Origin of the sequence: Saccharopolyspora sp. CA-218241, from assembly GCF_050954615.1 — a bacterium.
GTDB classification, from domain to species: Bacteria; Actinomycetota; Actinomycetes; order Mycobacteriales; family Pseudonocardiaceae; genus Saccharopolyspora; species Saccharopolyspora cebuensis.
Window position 1 is genome coordinate 4,572,753 of sequence record NZ_CP191860.1, and the last position, 17,459, is coordinate 4,590,211.

Annotated in this window: 18 protein-coding genes; 7 read left to right on the top strand and 11 right to left on the bottom strand. The window is 72.4% G+C overall.

Annotated features, from left to right (window positions below; translation table 11 throughout):
• Window positions 1-264: 264 nt before the first annotated feature.
• Entirely contained in the window at window positions 265-1,053 is a 789-nt protein-coding gene (locus ACQP0T_RS21745; protein ID WP_433869738.1) for an SAM-dependent methyltransferase, read from the top strand.
• 15 nt (window positions 1,054-1,068) lie between these two features.
• Here the strand turns inward: ACQP0T_RS21745 and ACQP0T_RS21750 are convergent, their stop codons facing one another.
• From ACQP0T_RS21750 to dxr, 4 genes are all read right to left on the bottom strand, one after another.
• On the bottom strand, window positions 1,069-1,905 hold the full coding sequence (locus ACQP0T_RS21750) for a GNAT family N-acetyltransferase (RefSeq protein WP_433869739.1): 837 nt from the start codon (window positions 1,903-1,905) through the stop codon (window positions 1,069-1,071).
• A 112-nt stretch (window positions 1,906-2,017) separates the two neighbouring features.
• Window positions 2,018-3,169 carry a flavodoxin-dependent (E)-4-hydroxy-3-methylbut-2-enyl-diphosphate synthase gene (gene ispG / locus ACQP0T_RS21755; protein WP_345355512.1) on the bottom strand — a complete coding sequence of 384 codons (1,152 nt, stop codon included), beginning with the start codon at window positions 3,167-3,169 and terminating at the stop codon, window positions 2,018-2,020.
• Between the two features lie 316 nt (window positions 3,170-3,485).
• Window positions 3,486-4,769 carry a M50 family metallopeptidase gene (locus tag ACQP0T_RS21760; RefSeq protein ID WP_433869740.1) on the bottom strand — a complete coding sequence of 428 codons (1,284 nt, stop codon included), beginning with the start codon at window positions 4,767-4,769 and terminating at the stop codon, window positions 3,486-3,488.
• 176 nt (window positions 4,770-4,945) lie between these two features.
• Window positions 4,946-6,199 (bottom strand): 1-deoxy-D-xylulose-5-phosphate reductoisomerase, encoded by a 1,254-nt coding sequence (gene dxr / locus ACQP0T_RS21765; protein WP_433869741.1) that lies wholly within the window; start codon window positions 6,197-6,199, stop codon window positions 4,946-4,948.
• Window positions 6,200-6,388: 189 nt separating this feature from the next.
• Between dxr and ACQP0T_RS21770 the strand changes: the two genes are divergently transcribed.
• Complete coding sequence (locus tag ACQP0T_RS21770; RefSeq protein WP_433869742.1) at window positions 6,389-6,673, top strand: DUF2631 domain-containing protein; 285 nt, start codon at window positions 6,389-6,391, stop codon at window positions 6,671-6,673.
• Window positions 6,674-6,923: 250 nt separating this feature from the next.
• Here ACQP0T_RS21770 and rlmN read toward each other — a convergent pair whose 3' ends face one another.
• Window positions 6,924-8,030: a 23S rRNA (adenine(2503)-C(2))-methyltransferase RlmN gene (gene rlmN / locus ACQP0T_RS21775; RefSeq protein ID WP_345355530.1), complete on the bottom strand. Its 1,107-nt coding sequence runs from the start codon at window positions 8,028-8,030 to the stop codon at window positions 6,924-6,926.
• A 69-nt stretch (window positions 8,031-8,099) separates the two neighbouring features.
• Here rlmN and ACQP0T_RS21780 point away from each other — a divergent pair, with 69 nt between their 5' ends.
• From ACQP0T_RS21780 to ACQP0T_RS21795, 4 genes are read left to right on the top strand one after another with little or no spacing between them, the layout of a single operon-like run.
• Window positions 8,100-9,020, top strand: a complete 921-nt coding sequence (locus ACQP0T_RS21780; RefSeq protein ID WP_433869743.1) for a metal ABC transporter substrate-binding protein — start codon at window positions 8,100-8,102, stop codon at window positions 9,018-9,020.
• Window positions 9,017-9,745: a metal ABC transporter ATP-binding protein gene (locus tag ACQP0T_RS21785; RefSeq protein WP_433869744.1), complete on the top strand. Its 729-nt coding sequence runs from the start codon at window positions 9,017-9,019 to the stop codon at window positions 9,743-9,745. Before ACQP0T_RS21780 ends, ACQP0T_RS21785 begins: the two co-directional genes overlap by 4 nt.
• A complete protein-coding gene (locus tag ACQP0T_RS21790) occupies window positions 9,742-10,641 on the top strand; it encodes a metal ABC transporter permease (protein WP_433869745.1) in 900 nt (299 codons plus the stop codon). Before ACQP0T_RS21785 ends, ACQP0T_RS21790 begins: the two co-directional genes overlap by 4 nt.
• A 13-nt stretch (window positions 10,642-10,654) precedes the next feature.
• Complete coding sequence (locus tag ACQP0T_RS21795) at window positions 10,655-11,329, top strand: metal-dependent transcriptional regulator (RefSeq protein ID WP_433873808.1); 675 nt, start codon at window positions 10,655-10,657, stop codon at window positions 11,327-11,329.
• On the opposite strand, the gene ACQP0T_RS21800 is transcribed toward ACQP0T_RS21795, so the two are convergent.
• The 6 genes from ACQP0T_RS21800 to rpsB form a co-directional block, all read right to left on the bottom strand.
• Window positions 11,313-12,071: a class I SAM-dependent methyltransferase gene (locus ACQP0T_RS21800; protein ID WP_433869746.1), complete on the bottom strand. Its 759-nt coding sequence runs from the start codon at window positions 12,069-12,071 to the stop codon at window positions 11,313-11,315. The two genes, ACQP0T_RS21795 and ACQP0T_RS21800, sit on opposite strands and share 17 nt — an antisense overlap.
• Window positions 12,071-12,916 (bottom strand): phosphatidate cytidylyltransferase, encoded by an 846-nt coding sequence (locus tag ACQP0T_RS21805; protein WP_345355548.1) that lies wholly within the window; start codon window positions 12,914-12,916, stop codon window positions 12,071-12,073. The genes ACQP0T_RS21800 and ACQP0T_RS21805 overlap by 1 nt, the downstream gene beginning before the upstream one ends.
• Before the next feature lie 36 nt (window positions 12,917-12,952).
• Window positions 12,953-13,510, bottom strand: a complete 558-nt coding sequence (gene frr / locus ACQP0T_RS21810; protein ID WP_345355551.1) for a ribosome recycling factor — start codon at window positions 13,508-13,510, stop codon at window positions 12,953-12,955.
• A gap of 99 nt (window positions 13,511-13,609) precedes the next feature.
• Window positions 13,610-14,359: a UMP kinase gene (pyrH, locus tag ACQP0T_RS21815; RefSeq protein WP_433869747.1), complete on the bottom strand. Its 750-nt coding sequence runs from the start codon at window positions 14,357-14,359 to the stop codon at window positions 13,610-13,612.
• 225 nt (window positions 14,360-14,584) lie between these two features.
• A complete protein-coding gene (gene tsf / locus ACQP0T_RS21820; RefSeq protein ID WP_433869748.1) occupies window positions 14,585-15,400 on the bottom strand; it encodes a translation elongation factor Ts in 816 nt (271 codons plus the stop codon).
• 234 nt (window positions 15,401-15,634) lie between these two features.
• Window positions 15,635-16,492 carry a 30S ribosomal protein S2 gene (gene rpsB / locus ACQP0T_RS21825; protein ID WP_433869749.1) on the bottom strand — a complete coding sequence of 286 codons (858 nt, stop codon included), beginning with the start codon at window positions 16,490-16,492 and terminating at the stop codon, window positions 15,635-15,637.
• Window positions 16,493-16,858: 366 nt separating this feature from the next.
• Here rpsB and ACQP0T_RS21830 point away from each other — a divergent pair, with 366 nt between their 5' ends.
• Window positions 16,859-17,440 (top strand): M23 family metallopeptidase, encoded by a 582-nt coding sequence (locus tag ACQP0T_RS21830; RefSeq protein ID WP_433869750.1) that lies wholly within the window; start codon window positions 16,859-16,861, stop codon window positions 17,438-17,440.
• Window positions 17,441-17,459: the final 19 nt, after the last annotated feature.

The window sequence follows — 17,459 nt, forward strand, 5'->3', positions numbered from 1 at the left end:
AACTCGGTTCGGCGTCCGCGCTCCGGCGCCCCAGGGTGCTCGATCGCCAGCCGGGCGACGTCCGGGCACGGCGGAGCATCCCGGTCGGGAACGGGAGCGGGAGACACGCCGGGATGACCTCGTCCCGCGCTGCCCGCACCTGCCGCGGCGGTCCGCCGACCGGTACCCGCGTTCTCCGGGGGTGGAGCACGCGGCCGCTCCTGGCTAGGGTCTGGACGCACACGCCGGGGGCCGACCCCGCACGCGGCACCCGGAGGGGACTCGATGGAACGGTCGGACTTCGACGGCCCGAACGTGGACCGCCCGAACGCGGCGCGGATGTACGACTACTTCCTCGGCGGAGCGGCGAACTTCGCCGTCGACCGCATCGCCGCCGAACAGGCGCTCGCGGTGACGCCGGAGATCGGCCGGTTCGCCCGCGCCAACCGCTCCTTCCTCGGCCGCCTGGTCGCGCACCTCTGCGACCTCGGCATCGACCAGTTCCTCGACCTGGGCTCCGGTGTGCCCACCGTGGGCAACGTCCACCAGATCGCGCACCGCCACGACCCGCACGCGCGGGTGGCCTACGTCGACGTCGAGCCCGTCGCCGTGTCCCACGCGCGGTCGCTGCTGGACGGCCAGCCGCACGTGACCATCACGCAGGCCGACATCCGCTCCCCCGAGGCGGTCCTGTCCGCCCCCGGCGTGGCCGGTCTGCTGGACTTCACCCGCCCCGTTGCGGTGCTGGCCGTGGCCATCCTGCACTTCGTGACCGATGACGACGACCCGGCGGGCCTCGTCGCCTCCTACCACCGCGCCTGCGCTCCGGGCAGCTACCTGGGGTTGTCCCACGCCAGCGCGATCACCATGACCGCCGATCAGGTCGCCGGCGGCCGCGAGGTCTACCGCAGCACCACGACCCCCATCACACCGCGTGCCCACGACGCGATCATGGCCATGCTCACCGGCTGGCAACTGCTCGACCCCGGGCTGGTCCCGCTCGACCAGTGGCGCCCCGACACCACCGGCGAACCCGTCGCCAACGGTTACGGCGCCCTCGCCTACCTGCCCTGACCGCGGGTCCGGAGCTCAGAGCAGCACGGTGGCGAAGGAGCCGACGCTGCGGAAGCCGATCTTGGCGTAGGCGAGGCGGGCGGCGATGTTGAAGTCGTTGACGTACAGGCTCGCGGTGCGGCCCAACCCGCGCACCAGCCGATCGGCGACCGCCGCGGTACCGGCCGTGCCGAGCCCGGTGCTGCGCCGGTCCGGGTGCACCCACACGCCCTGGATCTGGCCCACGGTGCGCGACAGGGCCCCGACCTCGGCCTTGAAGACCACCTCGCCGCCCTCGAAGCGGGCGAACGCCCGTCCCGAGGCGATCAGGTCCGCGACCCGGGCCCGGTAGCTCGCGCCGCCACCCTCGCCGTTCGGGTCGACGCCGACCTCCTCGGTGAACATCGCGACCGCCGCGGGCAGGTAGCGGTCCAGCTCGTCGGGGCGCACCGGGCGCACCAGCGGGTCGGGGACGACCATCGGCCGCTCGGACAGCACCATCAACGGCTGGTCGGCGCGGACCTCCCGCGGCGGACCCCAGTGCGGCGCCAGCGCGTCCCACAGGGCGAGCACCTGGTCGGCCGGGCCGACCAGCGAGGAGCACATCCGGCGGCGGCGCAGCGCACGGTCGGCGAAGGCCCGCACGGCATCGGAACCGCCGCGCAGCGGGATCAGGTTGGCCCCGGAGAAGCAGAGCCCCTCCAGCCGGTTGCCGTAGCCCCAGAGCTCACCGCCGAGGCGCAGCGGGTGCAGCCCGACCTCCTCGACCCGCGAGGCGACCATGCAGGCCGCGACCGGGGCGGCGTCGAGCGCCGAACGGACGACCGGCGCGTCGCGTTCTTCCAGTAGCCGTGCACCGGCGAGCTTGAGCACCCGCCAAGAGTGCCAGAAACGCCCGCCGGAGGACGTCCCCGGCGGGCGTGCACCACAGCCACCCGACCGGCAGGTCACCCGATCGGAGCAACGCGGTGGGTTCGGCCCCCGGTCAGGAGACGGTGACCACCGGGCTGGCGCCGTCCACGGGCTCGCCCATGTCCTCGGCGATGCGCATGGCCTCGTCGATGAGGGTCTCCACGATCTGCGCTTCGGGGACGGTCTTGACGACCTCGCCCTTGACGAAGATCTGGCCCTTGCCGTTGCCGGAGGCCACGCCGAGGTCGGCCTCGCGGGCCTCACCGGGTCCGTTGACCACGCAGCCCATCACCGCGACCCGCAGCGGCACCTCCATGCCCTCCAGCCCGGCGGTGACCTCCTCGGCCAGCTTGTAGACGTCGACCTGGGCCCGGCCGCAGGACGGGCAGGACACGATCTCCAGCTTGCGGGGCCGCAGGTTCAGCGACTGCAGGATCTGCGTGCCGACCTTGATCTCCTCCACCGGCGGCGCCGACAGCGACACCCGGATGGTGTCGCCGATGCCCTGGCGCAGCAGCGCCCCGAACGCCACCGCCGACTTGATCGTGCCCTGGAACGCCGGCCCCGCCTCGGTCACCCCCAGGTGCAGCGGGTAGTCGCACCGCTCGGCCAGGATCTCGTAGGCCCGCACCATCACCACGGGGTCGTTGTGCTTGACCGAGATCTTCAGGTCGTGGAAGCCGTGCTCGGCGAACAGCGACGCCTCCCACAGCGCCGACTCCGCCAGGGCCTCCGGGGTGGCCTTGCCGTGCTTCTCCATCAGCCGCGGATCCAGCGACCCGGCGTTGACCCCGATCCGGATCGGCGTGCCGTGATCGGTGGCGGCCTGGGCGATCTCGCGGACCTTGTCGTCGAACTTGCGGATGTTGCCCGGGTTCACCCGCACCGCCGCGCACCCCGCCTCGATCGCGGCGAAGACGTACTTCGGCTGGAAGTGGATGTCGGCGATCACCGGGATCTTCGACTTGCCCGCGATCGCGGGCAGCGCCTCGGCGTCGTCGGCGCTCGGGCACGCCACCCGCACGATGTCGCAGCCCGCCGCCGTCAGCTCCGCGATCTGCTGCAACGTCCCGTTGATGTCCGCCGTGTTCGTCGTGGTCATCGACTGCACGGAGATCGGGGACTCACTGCCCACCCCGACCGGACCGACCTGCAACTGCCTGGTCTTGCGCCGCTCCGCGAGCACCGGCGCCGGCCCCACGGGCATCCCCAGATCGACGGTCATCGATTCCTCTCCACCTCTGGGTCGTCACCGGGCGGCGAGCACCGCCCGGCTCCACGATACCGACGTGCACCGCCCCGGCCCGGCGCGCCCGGGGTAGGCGAGCTCACGTCACGTGATCGTCGGCACCAGTTCACCCGGATGTCGGCACTCGGAAGCGGGACGCAGCAGGGGGACGGCCCCGACCGGGCGAACACCGGCCGCCGAACCCACCCACGGTCGACACCACCCCGCTCGGTGGAGCGGCCCACCACCGCACCACGCACGCGGTCGTCCCACCGCCCGGCGGAGCCCGCTCGGCCCATCGCCGGGCGGGGCGTCAGAACAGCGTGACGGGGTTGACGACGTCGGCGACCAGCACCAGCAGCGAGTACCCGATGAACAGCAGGCTCACCGCGTAGGCCACCGGCATCAGCTTGGCCGTGTCGAACGGTCCCGGGTCGGGCCGACGCACCACCTTCGCGAACCCGCGCCGGATCGACTCCCACGCCGCGCCCGCGATGTGCCCGCCGTCCAGCGGCAGCAGCGGCAGCATGTTGAACACGAACAGCGAGAGGTTCACGCCGGCGAGCAGGTTGAACATCATGATGATCCGGGCGTCCACGCCCATCTGGTCGGAGGAGAGCACCTCACCGCCGAGCCGGCTGGCCCCGACGATGCCGACCGGCGAGTCCTGCTCCCGCTCGCCCCCGGCGATGGCGTTGACCAGGTCGGGCACCCGCTGCGGCAGCTCGATGACCTTCTGCGCGGTCAGGGTCACCATGTTCGTCATGGTGCCCACGACGCCGCCGACGTCCTGCTTGACCAGGTGCATGGTGGGCGTGAGGCCGAGGAAGCCGACGGTGACGCTCTCGCTGGTGTCGTCCAGCCGGGGCCGCTCGGTCTGCATCAGGTCGGCCGACAGGTTCACCCGCTGACCGTCGCGCTCCACCACCACCGGCACCGTCCCGGAGGAGTCCCGGATGGCCCGCTGCAACTGCTCCCACTCGGCGTACGAACGGCCGTTGAACTCGACGATGCGGTCACCCGGCCGGAACCCGGCCGCCGCGGCCGGGGAAGCCGGGGCGCCGGCCGGGCAGGTCGTGGTGTCCGCCGCGTCGGCGGGCAGCACGCATTCGCTGACCGCCTTGACCGTGGTGGTCGGGGTGGAGACGCCGTAGCCCATCAGGATCGCGGCGAAGATGCCCACCGCCAGGATCAGGTTCATCACCGGGCCGGCGGCCATGACGATGATCCGCTTCCACGGCTTGCGCTGGTAGAACTGCCGGTGCGCGTCCTCCGGGGTGACCTCTTCGGAGGCGGCCTCGCGAGCGTCCTCGATCATCACCCGCCACGGCGCCGAGGAGGCGGTGCGCCCGTACTCCTCCTCGCGCTTCGGCGGGAACATGCCGATCATCCGGATGTAGCCGCCGAACGGGACGGCCTTGATCCCGTACTCGGTGTCGCCCTTCTTCCGCGACCACAGCGTCCGGCCGAAGCCGACCATGTACTGCGTGACCTTGACGCCGAACATCTTCGCGGTCAGCAGGTGGCCCAGCTCGTGCCAGGCGATGGAGAACAGCAGGCCGACGAAGAATATGACGATGCCCACGACGACCAGCATCCAATGACTCCTTTCGAAAAGCGGCGACAGCCGCCTTGCGGTGGGCCGCCCCACCGGCACCGCCGAGGGTCCTCAGGCGCCGCCTCGCGGGCACGCCGCGCCTCGACCCGCACCAGGACGGGCTCCCGCAGCGCGGCGCCGCCCGCCCCGCTCCGCGAACCGCGCTGCGCGCACCACTACTTCGCCCTTCCCGTCGCGACGAGCTCGCGGGCCCGGGTCCGGGCCCAGTCCTCGGCCGCGAAGACTTCCGCGAGGTCCACCGGGCCGTCCTTCCACCGGTCGGCCTCGGCGAGCACTTCACCCACAGTGTGCACGATGCCGAGGAAGCCGGTCCGGCCGTCGACGAACGCAGCCAGCGCCTCCTCGTTGGCCGCGTTGTAGATGGCCGGCACGCAGCCGCCGGTGCGCCCGGCGTAGCGCGCCAGCTCGACCGCCGGGAACGCCGCGTCGTCGACCGGCTCGAAGGTCCACGACTGGGCGTCCCGGAAGTCCAGGGCCGGGGCGGCGCCGGGCACCCGGTTCGGCCAGTCCAGGCCCAACGAGATCGGGATCATCATGCTCGGCGGGCTGGCCTGGGCCAGCGTCGAGCCGTCGGTGAAGGTGACCATCGAGTGCACGATCGACTGGGGGTGCACCACCACGTCGATCCGGTCGTAGTCGACGCCGAACAGCAGCTGCGCCTCGATCAGCTCCAAGCCCTTGTTCACCAGCGTCGCCGAGTTGATGGTGACCACGCTGCCCATCGACCAGGTCGGGTGGGCCAGCGCCTGCTGCACCGTCACCTCGCCCAGGTCGGCCTTGGTGCGGCCCCGGAACGGACCGCCGGAGGCGGTGAGCACCAGCCGGTCCACCTCGTCCGCGCGACCACCGAACAGGCACTGCGCCAGCGCGGAGTGCTCCGAGTCCACCGGCACGATCTGGCCGGGCGCGGCCCGCTCCAGCACCAGCGGGCCGCCTGCGATGAGCGACTCCTTGTTGGCCAGCGCGAGCTGGGCGCCGCTGTCCAGCGCGGCCAGGGTCGGCTTGAGCCCCCGGGAGCCGTCCACGCCGTTGAGCACCACGTCGGCGGGCGTGCTCTCCACCAGGTCGGTGACCGCGTCCGGTCCGGTGAGCAGCCGGGGCACCCGCCACTCGCCGGAGGCGTACCCGCGCCGCTGGGCCTCCGCGTACAGGGCGAGCTGGACGTCCTCCAGCGCGGTGGGCTTGGCCACCGCCACGGCCTCCACCTCGAACTCCAGCGCCTGAGCGGCCAGCGCGCGCGGATCGGATCCGCCCGCGGCCAGCCCGGCGACCCGGAAGCGGTCCGGGTTGCGGCGGATCACGTCGAGCGCCTGGGTGCCGATGGAGCCGGTCGAGCCCAGGACGAGCACGGTGCGGGAGGTGCCCGCGCGGTTCGCGGTGTCGGTGTGGTTCGGGGTCTCGGCGCGCATCGCCGCCATTCTTCCCGAACCCGGTCGCGGTGGGACGCGCGCGGTGCGCAAATCACGATTGCCGACCGCACCACGGGTCCGCTCGGCCCGCCGGACGATCGTCGTCCCGAGGCGGTGTGCGAAGATGGAACGGCGCGTGAAGCGGATCGGTCCGGCCCGCGCGGCCGGTGTGGTACAGGGGAGGGCAACGTGGCGAGCACGGAGCTGGAGAAGAAGCCCGGCCAGGCCGTCGACCCGGCCGAAGAGCCGTCGGCGGAGTGGGGCTGGCACGGCGGCTTCCCGAAGGGCACCCAGATCGCCGGGTGGTTCTCCGTGTTCGCGATGGTGATGATGCTGATCGGCAATCACCAGGGCATCCTCAGCGGTGGCGACTCCTTCAAGACCGAGGACGGCTACCTGGTCTTCATCGCCGCCGTCATGGCCCTCGCCCTGATCTACGACCTGCGGAAGAAGAAGCGCCAGTCCTGGAGCTGACCCCAGCCGACGAACGACGCCGCCGGAGAGCCCCGCTCCCGGCGGCGTCGTCGTCTTGGGCTCGGATCCTTCGTCAATAGGGTCCGCCTGCCTGCGCGCGAAGCGGAACCTCAGCGGCCTTCTCGCTGCGCCGATCGCCTCCTGATGTACCCACGACCTGCGCGGGCCAGCGTCGGTCGCCGCAGCTCCGCTCCCCGCTCCACCTTGCCGACCACCACGCCGAGCCCCGCTCAGCGGTGGCGTTCCGGGCTCACTCCTCGGCGGCGAGCTGGCCGCAGGCCGCGGCGATCTCCTGGCCCCGGGTGTCGCGGACGGTGCACGCCACGCCGCCGTCGTTGACCCGGCGGACGAACTCGCGCTCGACCGGCTTGGGGCTGGCGTCCCACTTGCTGCCCGGGGTGGGGTTCAGCGGGATGACGTTGACGTGGGCGAGCTGGTCGAGGTGCTTGCGCAGCCGCTTGGCCAGCAGGTCGGCCCGCCAGGGCTGGTCGTTGACGTCGCGGATCAGGGCGTACTCGATGGAGACCCGGCGGCCGCTGGCGTCGGCGTAGTAGCGCGCCGCCTCCAGCACCTCGTCGACCGACCAGCGGTTGTTCACCGGCACCAGCGTGTCGCGCAGCTCGTCGTCGGGGGTGTGCAGCGAGACCGCGAGTCGGATCTGCATCCCCTCGTCGGCGAGCTTGCGCATCGCCGGGGCCAGGCCGACCGTCGAGACCGTGACCGAGCGCTGCGCCAGGCCCAGCCCGGACGGGCTGGTGATGTGCCGGACCGCCTGGACCACCCGCTTGTAGTTCGCCAGCGGCTCGCCCATGCCCATGAACACGACGTTCGACAGCCGTCCGGCCCCGCCGGGCACGTCGCCGTCGCGCATCGCCGCCGCGGCGGCGCGGACCTGGTCGACGATCTCGGCGGTGGACAGGTTGCGCTGCAACCCGCCCTGGCCGGTCGCGCAGAACGGGCACGCCATCCCGCACCCGGCCTGGCTGGAGATGCACACCGTCGCCCGGTCCGGGTAGCGCATGAGCACGCTCTCCAGCATCGTCCCGTCGTGCGCCCGCCACAGCGTCTTGCGGGTGGTGCCGCCGTCGGTGTCGACGTCGCGGACCGGGCTGAGCAGCTTCGGCAGCAGCTGTTCGGCGAGCCGGGTGCGGCTGCCCGCCGGGATGTCGGTCATGGACTCGACGTCGTCGGTGAGCCGTCCGAAGTAGTGGTGCGCGAGCTGCTTGGCGCGGAACGGCTTCTCCCCCAGCTCGGCCACGGCGGCCTTGAGCTCCTCGGCGGAGAGGTCGGCGAGGTGGCGCGGCGGCAGCCCGCGGCGCGGTGCGTCGAAGACGAGCGGGAGGGAGGTCGCAGACATAGCGCTCCCAGTGTCCCACGCCCGGACTCGACCTTGGTGCGGGCCACCGGGCCGGGTACAGTTTTCGGCGTGCCGAAAACCGTACCCGCTGCCGGGCGAAAACGGATCGCCGCCCTGACGTCGTTCGTGCTGCTGCTCAGCGGGTGCGGCACCGGCGCGGGCCGGCCCGCCGACGAACGACCGCAGGTGGTGACGACGTTCACCGTCATCGCCGACATGGCGCGCAACGTCGCGGGCGGGTTGATCGCCGTGGACTCGATCACCAAGCCCGGCGCCGAGGTCCACGAGTACGAACCCACGCCCAGCGACCTGCTCACCGCGGCCAAGGCCGATCTCGTGCTGGACAACGGGCTCGGCCTGGAACGCTGGTTCGAGCGGTTCGTGCAGCGCAGCGAGGCCGAGCACGTCACCCTCACCGAGGGCGTGGCGCCGATCCCGATCAGCGGCAGCGACGCCATCAACCCGCACGCCTGGATGTCGCCGCGCACCGCCCGCCACTACGTGACCGCGATCCGGGACGCCTTCATCCGGCTCGATCCCGCCCACGAAGCCGCCTTCCGCGCCCACGCCGAGGCCTACCTGGCCGAGCTGGACGCCGTCGACCGCTCGCTCCGCGCCGAGCTGGCCACCGTCCCCGAGCAGCACCGGGCGCTGGTCACCTGCGAAGGAGCGTTCTCCTACCTGGCCCGCGACGCGGGGCTGCGCGAGGCGTACCTGTGGCCGGTCAACAGCGAGCAGGAGGGCACCCCGCAGCAGATCAAGGCCACCACCGAGTTCGTCCGCGCGAACGAGGTGCCGACGATCTTCTGCGAGTCGACCGTGAACGACCAGGCGCAGCGGCAGGTCGCCGAGGAGACCGGCGCGGCGCTGGGGCCGCCGCTGCACGTCGACTCGCTGTCCGGGCCGGACGGCCCGGTGCCGACCTACCTCGACCTGCTGCGCCACGACGCGCGGGTGATCGTCGAGGGGCTGCGCGGAGGTGCCCGGTGAACGCGATCGAGGCCCGCGGCGTCGCGGTGCGCTACGGACCGGTGCTCGCCCTCGACGACGTGACGCTCACCGTCGCCCCGGGGCGGATCTGCGGCCTGCTCGGGATGAACGGATCGGGGAAGTCGACGCTGTTCAAGGCCCTGCTGGAGCTGGTCCGGCCGGATCGGGGCGAGATCCGGCTGCTGGGCACCGGCTCGCGGCGCGCCCGCCGCTCCGGGGCCGTCGCCTACGTGCCGCAGGCCGAGGCGATCGACCCGGACTTCCCGGTCACCGTCGCCGACGTGGTGCTGATGGGCCGCTACGGGCGGATGGGCCCCACCCGGCGGGCCCGCCGCGCCGACACCGAAGCGGTGCACGCCGCGCTGGACCGGGTGGGGCTCGCCGACCTCGCCGGGCGGTCGATCGGCGCGCTCTCCGGCGGGCAGCGCAAGCGCGCCTTCGCGGCCCGCGCCCTCGCCCAGGACGCCGCGCTGCTGCTGCTCGACGAACCCTTCGCCGGGGTCGACGCGTCCTCCGAGGCGGTGCTCGTCGAGCTGCTGCGCGAGCTGGCCGCCGAGGGCCGCACCGCGGTGATCTCCACGCACGACCTGGCCGGCGTGCCCGCGCTGTGCGACGAGGCGGTGCTGCTGCAACGCCGGGTCATCGCGCACGGACCGCTCGACGAGGTGCTCACCCCCGAAGCGCTGGCCCGCGCCTTCGGGCTCGCCGACCAGGAGGCGCGATGATCGACGTGCTGCAGTGGCTGGCCGAACCGCTGGAGTTCGGGTTCATGCGGCGCGCGCTGCTGATCAGCGCGGTGGCCGGGCTGGTCTGCGCGGTGCTGTCCTGCTGGGTGACGCTGATCGGCTGGTCGCTGCTCGGCGACGCGGTCTCGCACGCGGTGCTGCCCGGCGTGGTGCTCGCCTACGTCGTCGGCGCCCCGTTCTCCGTCGGCGCGTTCCTGTTCGGGGTGCTGGCGGTGCTGCTCATCGCCGGGGTGCGCGGCACCACCGCGCTCAAGGGCGACACCGCGATCGGGGTGGTGTTCACCGGCCTGTTCGCGCTGGGCGTGGTGCTGGTCTCGCGCGTGCCCAGCCAGGTGGACCTCAACCACATCCTGTTCGGCAACGTCCTCGGCGTCAGCGACCAGGACATCGCGCAGGTGCTGGTGATCGCCGGGGCCGTGCTGCTGGTCGCGCTGGCCAAGCGGCGGGACCTGACGCTCTACGCCTTCGACCCGACCCACGCGCACGCGATCGGGTTGAGCCCGAAGCGGATCGGCGCGCTGCTGCTGACCATGCTGGCGCTGACCGTGGTGGTGGCGCTGCAGGCCGTCGGGGTCGTGCTGGTGACCGCGATGCTGATCACGCCGGGCGCGACGGCGTTCCTGCTGACCAGGCGTTTCCCCCGGATGCTGGCGGCCGCGGCGGCGGTGGCGGTGCTCAGCGCGGTGCTCGGCACCTACCTCAGCTTCCACGTCGACACCTCGACCGGCGGGATGGTCGTGCTGTGCCAGGCGGTGGTGTTCGCGCTGGCCTACCTGGGCGCACCGCGGCACGGGATCATCGCCCGCCAGCTGCGGCGGCACCGGTCGCGCGGGCCCCACCGGAGTCCTGCGGACGCCGCGACGCCTCTATCGTGAGGGCATGACGAGTATGGCCGAGCGCCCGTCGCCGTCCGTGGAGGACTACCTCCGGACGATCTACGGGCTGAGCGAACGCGGCGTGCCCGTCACCAACGCCACCCTGACCCAGCGGCTCGGGCTGAGCCCGTCCTCGGTGTCCGGGATGATCACCAAGCTCGCGCAGCTCGGCCTGGTCACCCACCAGCGCTACCGCAGCGTGGAGCTGACGCCGCGGGGCGAGCGGCTGGCCAACGACGTGCTGCGCAGGCACCGGCTGATCGAGCTGTTCCTGGTCGAGGAGCTCGGCTACACCTGGGACGAGGTGCACCGCGAGGCCGACGCGCTGGAGCACGCCGTCTCCGACGAGCTCATCGCGCACATCGAGGCCAAGCTGGGCCACCCCACGATCGACCCGCACGGCGACCCGATCCCGACTGCCGAGGGCGACGTGGCCGAACCGCAGACCGAGCTGCTCGACCGGGTGACGCCGGGCACCGTGGGCACCGTCGCGCGCGTCTGGGACACCGATTCGGAGCTGCTGCGCTACCTCACCGAGCACGGCATCATCCTCGGCGCCCGCATCGAGGTGGTCGAACGCAAGCCGTTCGGGGGGCCGCTGGTGGTCCGCGTCGGCGAGGGCGAACCCGAGACCCACTTCCTCGGCGACGAGATCGCCGCCGCCCTGTCGATCAGCGTCCGCCGCTGAGGCCGGTGGACCGCGCCCCGAGCAGGCCGGTGGGTTTGCGCCGGGTCCGCACCCGGTAGTCGACGGGCAGCGTGCGGCCCGGCGTCTCCCGGAGGGCGCGCGCCGCGACCGGTGCGGAGAACTCGATGCCCAGTACCGCCTCCAGCTCGGCCCGGTCGTCGAACCGCCACTGCGAGGCCACCGGGACCGACTCGAAGCCGTGCCGGTCGAAGAAGCGCTCCACCTCGGCGGGGTCGAGCTGCGGGGCGTCGGCGCGCATCCAGTCGCCGTAGGGCGGGGCGGCGAGGTCCAGGTCGACGATCGCGAGCACACCGCCGGGCCGCAGCACCCGCTCGGCCTCGGCCAGCCCCGGCTCGCACCCGGGGCCGAAGAAGTACGCGGTGCGCGCGTGCACCACGTCGACGCAGGCGTCCGGCAGCGGCAACCGCTGCGCCGGGGCGGTCACCACCCGCGCACCCGGCGTCCCGGCCATCCGGCGCCGCGCCGCCTCGGCCAGCGGCGGGTGCGGTTCGGCACCGACCGCGGTGCGCGCGGTCGCGGCGAAGACCGGCAGGTGGAAACCGTCGCCGCAACCCACGTCGAGCACGTCCGCGCCGGTCCAGTCGCAGCGCTCCCGCAGCGCCCGCCACACCGCACCGGTGCTGTCCTGCGCGCGGTTCTCCACCGCGTAGACCTCGGGCCAGTGCCAGATGTTGGGGCTCGGCGTCACCTGCGGCCGCGACCGCTGCCGCCAGGTCCGCATCAGGTCGGGACCAGCCAGGACAACGCCAGCCAGGCCACCACCGCGGACGGCAGCAGCGAATCCATCCGGTCCATCAGGCCGCCGTGCCCGGGCAGCATCGTGCCCATGTCCTTGATCCCGAGGTCGCGCTTGATCAGCGACTCCATCAGGTCGCCCACCGTCGCGCAGCACACCAGCGCGACGCCGAACACCACGCCGTCCCACCACTGGCCGCCGAGCAGCAACGTCACCGACAGCACCCCGGCCACGGCGCCGACCAGCATCGAACCGCCGAAGCCCTCCCAGGACTTCTTCGGGCTCACCTTCGGCGCCATCGGGTGCCTGCCCAGCAGCACGCCGAACGCGTACCCGCCGGTGTCCGAGGCGACGACGACGATCATGAAGCACAGCGCGCGGAACGCCCCGTCCTCGGGCACCACCAGCATCGCGGCGAACGCGGCGAACAGCGGCACGTAGGCGGCGGTGAACACCGAGGCGGTCACGTCGCGGAGGTAGCCGTCCACGCCGTGCCGGAAGCGCCAGGCCAGGCAGGCGAGGGTGGTGAGCACGAACGCGACCAGCGCGCCGTGCAGCGCGAACGGCCAGGACAGCCAGATCATCGCCTGCCCGCCGACCAGGACCGGCAGCAGCGAGACCCGGATCCCCGCACCGCGGCGCAGCGCCCCGGCCAGCTCGATGCTGGACACCGCCGCCGCGGCGGCCACGATCCCGATGAACAGGAACCGCACCATCAGCAGCGACAGGACGATCGCCGCGCCGAGCACCAGCCCGACGCCGATGGCGGCGCGGAGATCACGCCCGGCCCTGGAGGGACGCGAAGGCTCGCCCGGCTTGTCAGCGGACATTCCGAACTCACCTTCGCGTTGGCCGGCGGTCACCGATCAGACCTCGAGGAGTTCCGATTCCTTGTGCTTGACGAGGTCCTCGATCTGGGCGACGTAGCGCTGGGTGAGGTTCTCCAGCTCCTTCTCGCCCCGGGTGCCCTCGTCCTCGCCGGCCTCGCCGTCCTTGACGATCTTGTCGATCTGCTCCTTGACCTTGCGCCGGATGCCGCGGACGGTGACCTTGCCCTCCTCGCCCTTCTGCTTGGCGAGCTTGACCATGTCCTTGCGGCGCTCCTCGGTCATCTGCGGGATGGCGATCCGAATCAGCTGACCGTCGTTGGAGGGGTTGACGCCCAGGTCGGAGTCCCGGATGGCGGTCTCCATCGCCTTGAGCTGGCTGGCGTCGTAGGGCTTGATGACGACCAGCCGGGCCTCCGGCACCGACACGCTCGCGAGCTGGTTCAGCGGCGTCGGCGAACCGTAGTAGTCGACGACGATGCCGGAGAACATGGCGGGGTTGGCGCGGCCGGTGCGGACCGTGGACAGGTCGTCCTTGGCCACCTCCACCGCCTTCTGCATCTTCTCCTCGCCTTCGAGAAGCGCTTCGTCGATCACGGCTGCTCCTTAAGTCACCGATGGACACTGCAAGTGTGCGTGCTGCGGTTCGCGAGCCGCCGGGCACCCCCGCGAACCGCCAGGATGATCCCAGCTCAGTCAGGCGGGCGGGGCCGCCGGGGTGCTCACCAGCGTGCCGATCTTCTCACCGCCGACCGCGCGGGCGATGTTGCCTTCCTCCAGGAGGTTGAACACCAGGATGGGCATGTGGTTGTCCATGCACAGGCTGAACGCCGTCGCATCGGCCACCTTCAGCCCCTGTTCGAGTACCTCCCGATGGGTGATGGCCTCGAACAGGGTGGCGTCCGGGGTGGTCTTCGGGTCGGCGTTGTAGACGCCGTCCACGGCCTTGGCCATCAGCACCACCTCGCAGCCGATCTCCAGCGCGCGCTGCGCGGCCGTGGTGTCGGTGGAGAAGTACGGCATCCCGGTCCCGGCGCCGAAGATGACCACGCGGCCCTTCTCCATGTGGCGCATGGCGCGGCGCGGGATGTAGGGCTCGGCGACCTGGCCCATCGTGATCGCGGTCATCACCCGGGTGTCGATGCCGTGCTCGCGCTCCAGGAAGTCCTGCAGCGCGAGGCAGTTCATCACCGTGCCGAGCATCGCCATGTAGTCGCCGCGCGCGCGTTCCATGCCGCGCTGCTGCAGCTCAGCCCCGCGGAAGAAGTTGCCGCCCCCGATCACGATGGCGACCTCGACCCCGTCGGCGACGACATCGGCGATCTGCCGGGCGACCGTGCCGACCACGTCGGGATCGATTCCGACGCCGCCGCCGCCGAACATTTCACCGCCCAGCTTGAGCAGCACTCGCCCGTAGCCGCGATGCATGGGGCCGTCGTCGGTCACTGGATCCTCCTGCGAGGTTCGGTGGAACTACGTCTCGTCGCGGTGCGCGGGAGCCGTCCCCTCGCCAAAGCGCCCCGCCTTGCGACCAAGGCGGGGCGCCGATGCCGAATCCGACGGCTCGTCACGTCGACCGACCGGGCGGACCCGGTCGGCGTCACACAGTACCCAGCGGCCGCCCGGCGCACCCGCCGGGCGGCCCGTCCGCTCGGGAGCGGTGGGAGCGGGTCAGACCTGGCCGACCTCGAAGCGGACGAACCCGGTCACGGTCACGCCCGCCTCCTCCAGCAGCGCCTTCACGGTCTTCTTGCTGTCCTGCACCGAGGACTGCTCCAGCAGCGTGTTCTCCTTGAAGTACCCGTTGAGGCGACCCTCGACGATCTTGGGCAGCGCCTGCTCCGGCTTGCCCTCGGCCTTCGCGGTCTCCTCGGCGATGCGGCGCTCGTCCTCGACGATCTCGGACGGGACGTCGTCGCGGCTGAGGTACTTCGGCCGCAGCGCGGCGACCTGCATCGCGGCGGCGCGGGCGGCCTCCTCGGAGGGGCCGGTGTACTGCACCAGCACGCCCACCGCCGGGGGCAGGTCCGTGGCGCGGCGGTGCAGGTAGGTGGCCACCTCGCCGTCGAGGTTGGCGACCCGGCGCAGCTCCAGCTTCTCGCCGATCTTGGCCGACAGGTCCTGGATGATCTCGCCGACGGTCTTGCCGTCCAGCGGCGCGGCCAGCGCGGACCCCAGGTCGGTGGCACCGGCGCCCTTCACGGCGCCGACGATCTTGGCGGCCAGCTCGATGAACTCGTCGTTCTTGGCGACGAAGTCGGTCTCGCTGTTCAGCTCGATGAGCACGCCGCCCTCGGCGGCGACCAGGCCCTCGGCGGTGGAGCGCTCGGCGCGCTTGCCCACGTCCTTGGCGCCCTTGATGCGCAGCGCCTCCACGGCCTTCTCGAAGTCGCCCGCGGCCTCCTCGAGCGCCTTCTTGCAGTCCATCATGCCGGCGCCGGTCTTCTCCCGAAGACGCTTGACGTCAGCAGCGGTGTAGTTCGCCATCGTGCGTTGTCCGTCCTTCTTCGTACGCAGCGGGAATGTCTGGGGCGGTCCACGAGCACGCGCCGGGTGGCGGTGGGGTCCGCGGTGGAGTTGTGCGACTGGCTACCGGCTGGGCGGTTCGGCGCAGCGCACCGGCGCGGTCCGGGCGGGACATCGCGCGACGCCGCCCGGCTGCCGCCGGCGGCGCGACCGGACCCCGCGCCCGCCGGGGTGCGGCGGGCGCGGGGCGGCCGATCAGGACTGCGCGGACTGCTCGTCGGCGGCGGGGGTCTCCCCGGCCTGGCCCGCGTCGGCGGAACCGGCGGCCTGGGCGGAGCCGGCCAGCAGCTCCTTCTCCCACTCCGGCAGCGGCTCCTCACCGGCGGCCGGCTTCTCCGCGGCCTCGGCGGCACCGTTGGTGCGGCCGCTGCGGGCCATCAGCCCGTCGGCGACACCGTCGGCGACCACGCGGGTCAGCAGCGCGGCGGACCGGATCGCGTCGTCGTTGCCCGGGATCGGGTAGTCGACCTCGTCCGGATCGCAGTTGGTGTCCAGGATCGCCACCACCGGGATGCCCAGCTTGCGGGCCTCGCCGACGGCGATGTGCTCCTTCTTGGTGTCCACGATCCACACGGCGCTGGGCACCTTGCTCATGTCGCGGATACCGCCGAGCGTCTTCTCCAGCTTGTCCTTCTCGCGGGTCAGCATCAAGATCTCCTTCTTGGTGCGACCCTCGAAGCCACCGGTCTGCTCCATGGTCTCGAGTTCCTTGAGACGCTGCAGACGCCGGTGGACGGTCTGGAAGTTGGTGAGCATGCCGCCCAGCCAGCGCTGGTTCACGAAGGGCATGCCGACCCGCTGGGACTGCTCGGCGATCGCTTCCTGCGCCTGCTTCTTGGTGCCGACGAACAGGATCGTCCCGCCGTGGGCGACCGTCTGCTTGACGAAGTCGTACGCCGCGTCGATGTACGACAGCGTCTGCTGCAGGTCGATGATGTAGATGCCGTTGCGCTCGGTGAAGATGTAGCGCTTCATCTTCGGGTTCCACCGACGGGTCTGGTGCCCGAAGTGCACGCCGCTGTCGAGCAGCTGCTTCATGGTGACGACGGCCATGGCCTGGTTCGCACCTCGTGTGTCGGGCGCGCCGGAGCGCGCGATCGGTTGCCGCAGCAGGCCGGGTGGCCTGCCGCCCTGGCGCCCGCCTCGACTCCCCACCCGGCTGAGCCGGGACCGCGGGGGGTCGGTACCTCCTCCCCGCCTGGAGGCCGGTTGCGGGGCAACCGCTCCCTGAGCAGGTGTGGTGCGGAGGCGCTGCGGACGCGCGAAGTCGGTCCGTGCGGACACGAAACCGCGCCAACAGTGTACCTCGCGGCCCGTTGACCCGATCGTGGAGTCAGAGTTCTCCACAGGTGCCCGGTTTGTCCACAGATTTTCCGTTCACCCTGGTGCTCGCGGTGCTGACCTCTCCACTGTGATGCCATGCACCCGCTGATCTCAAGCCTCCTGCTGGTCACCGCCACCGGTGCCGCGCTGGTCGCCGCGCCGCCCGATCCCGGCGCCGCTCCCCAGCGGTCCGCGTGCCACGCCGTCGACTGCACCCCGGCCGGAGCCACGACCAGCGGCGATCCGCCCGGCGGGACGTCGAGCCGGACGGCGCAGCGGTTCGGCTGGCCGCTGGTCCCGGCCACCGCGGTCCGGCCCTTCGACCCCCCGGCCCACCAGTACGGGCCGGGCCACCGGGGCGTGGACCTGGCGGGGCGCCCGGGGCAGCCGGTGCTGGCCGCGGGCGACGGGACGGTGCTGTTCGCCGGGGAGGTGGCGGGCCGCCCGGTGGTGTCGATCGGGCACCGGGGCGGGCTGCGCACCACCTACGAGCCGGTGCGCCCCCTGGTGGCGGTCGGCGACCGGGTCGCCCGGGGCCGGCCGATCGGCCACCTCGAGCCGGGGCACCCGGGGTGCGCGGCGGCGGCCTGCCTGCACTGGGGCGCCCGGCGGGACGCGACCTACTACGACCCGCACGCGCTGCTCGGCGCGGGCCGCGTCCGGCTGCTGCCCTGGTGAGGCGCGCACCCGGGCGGGG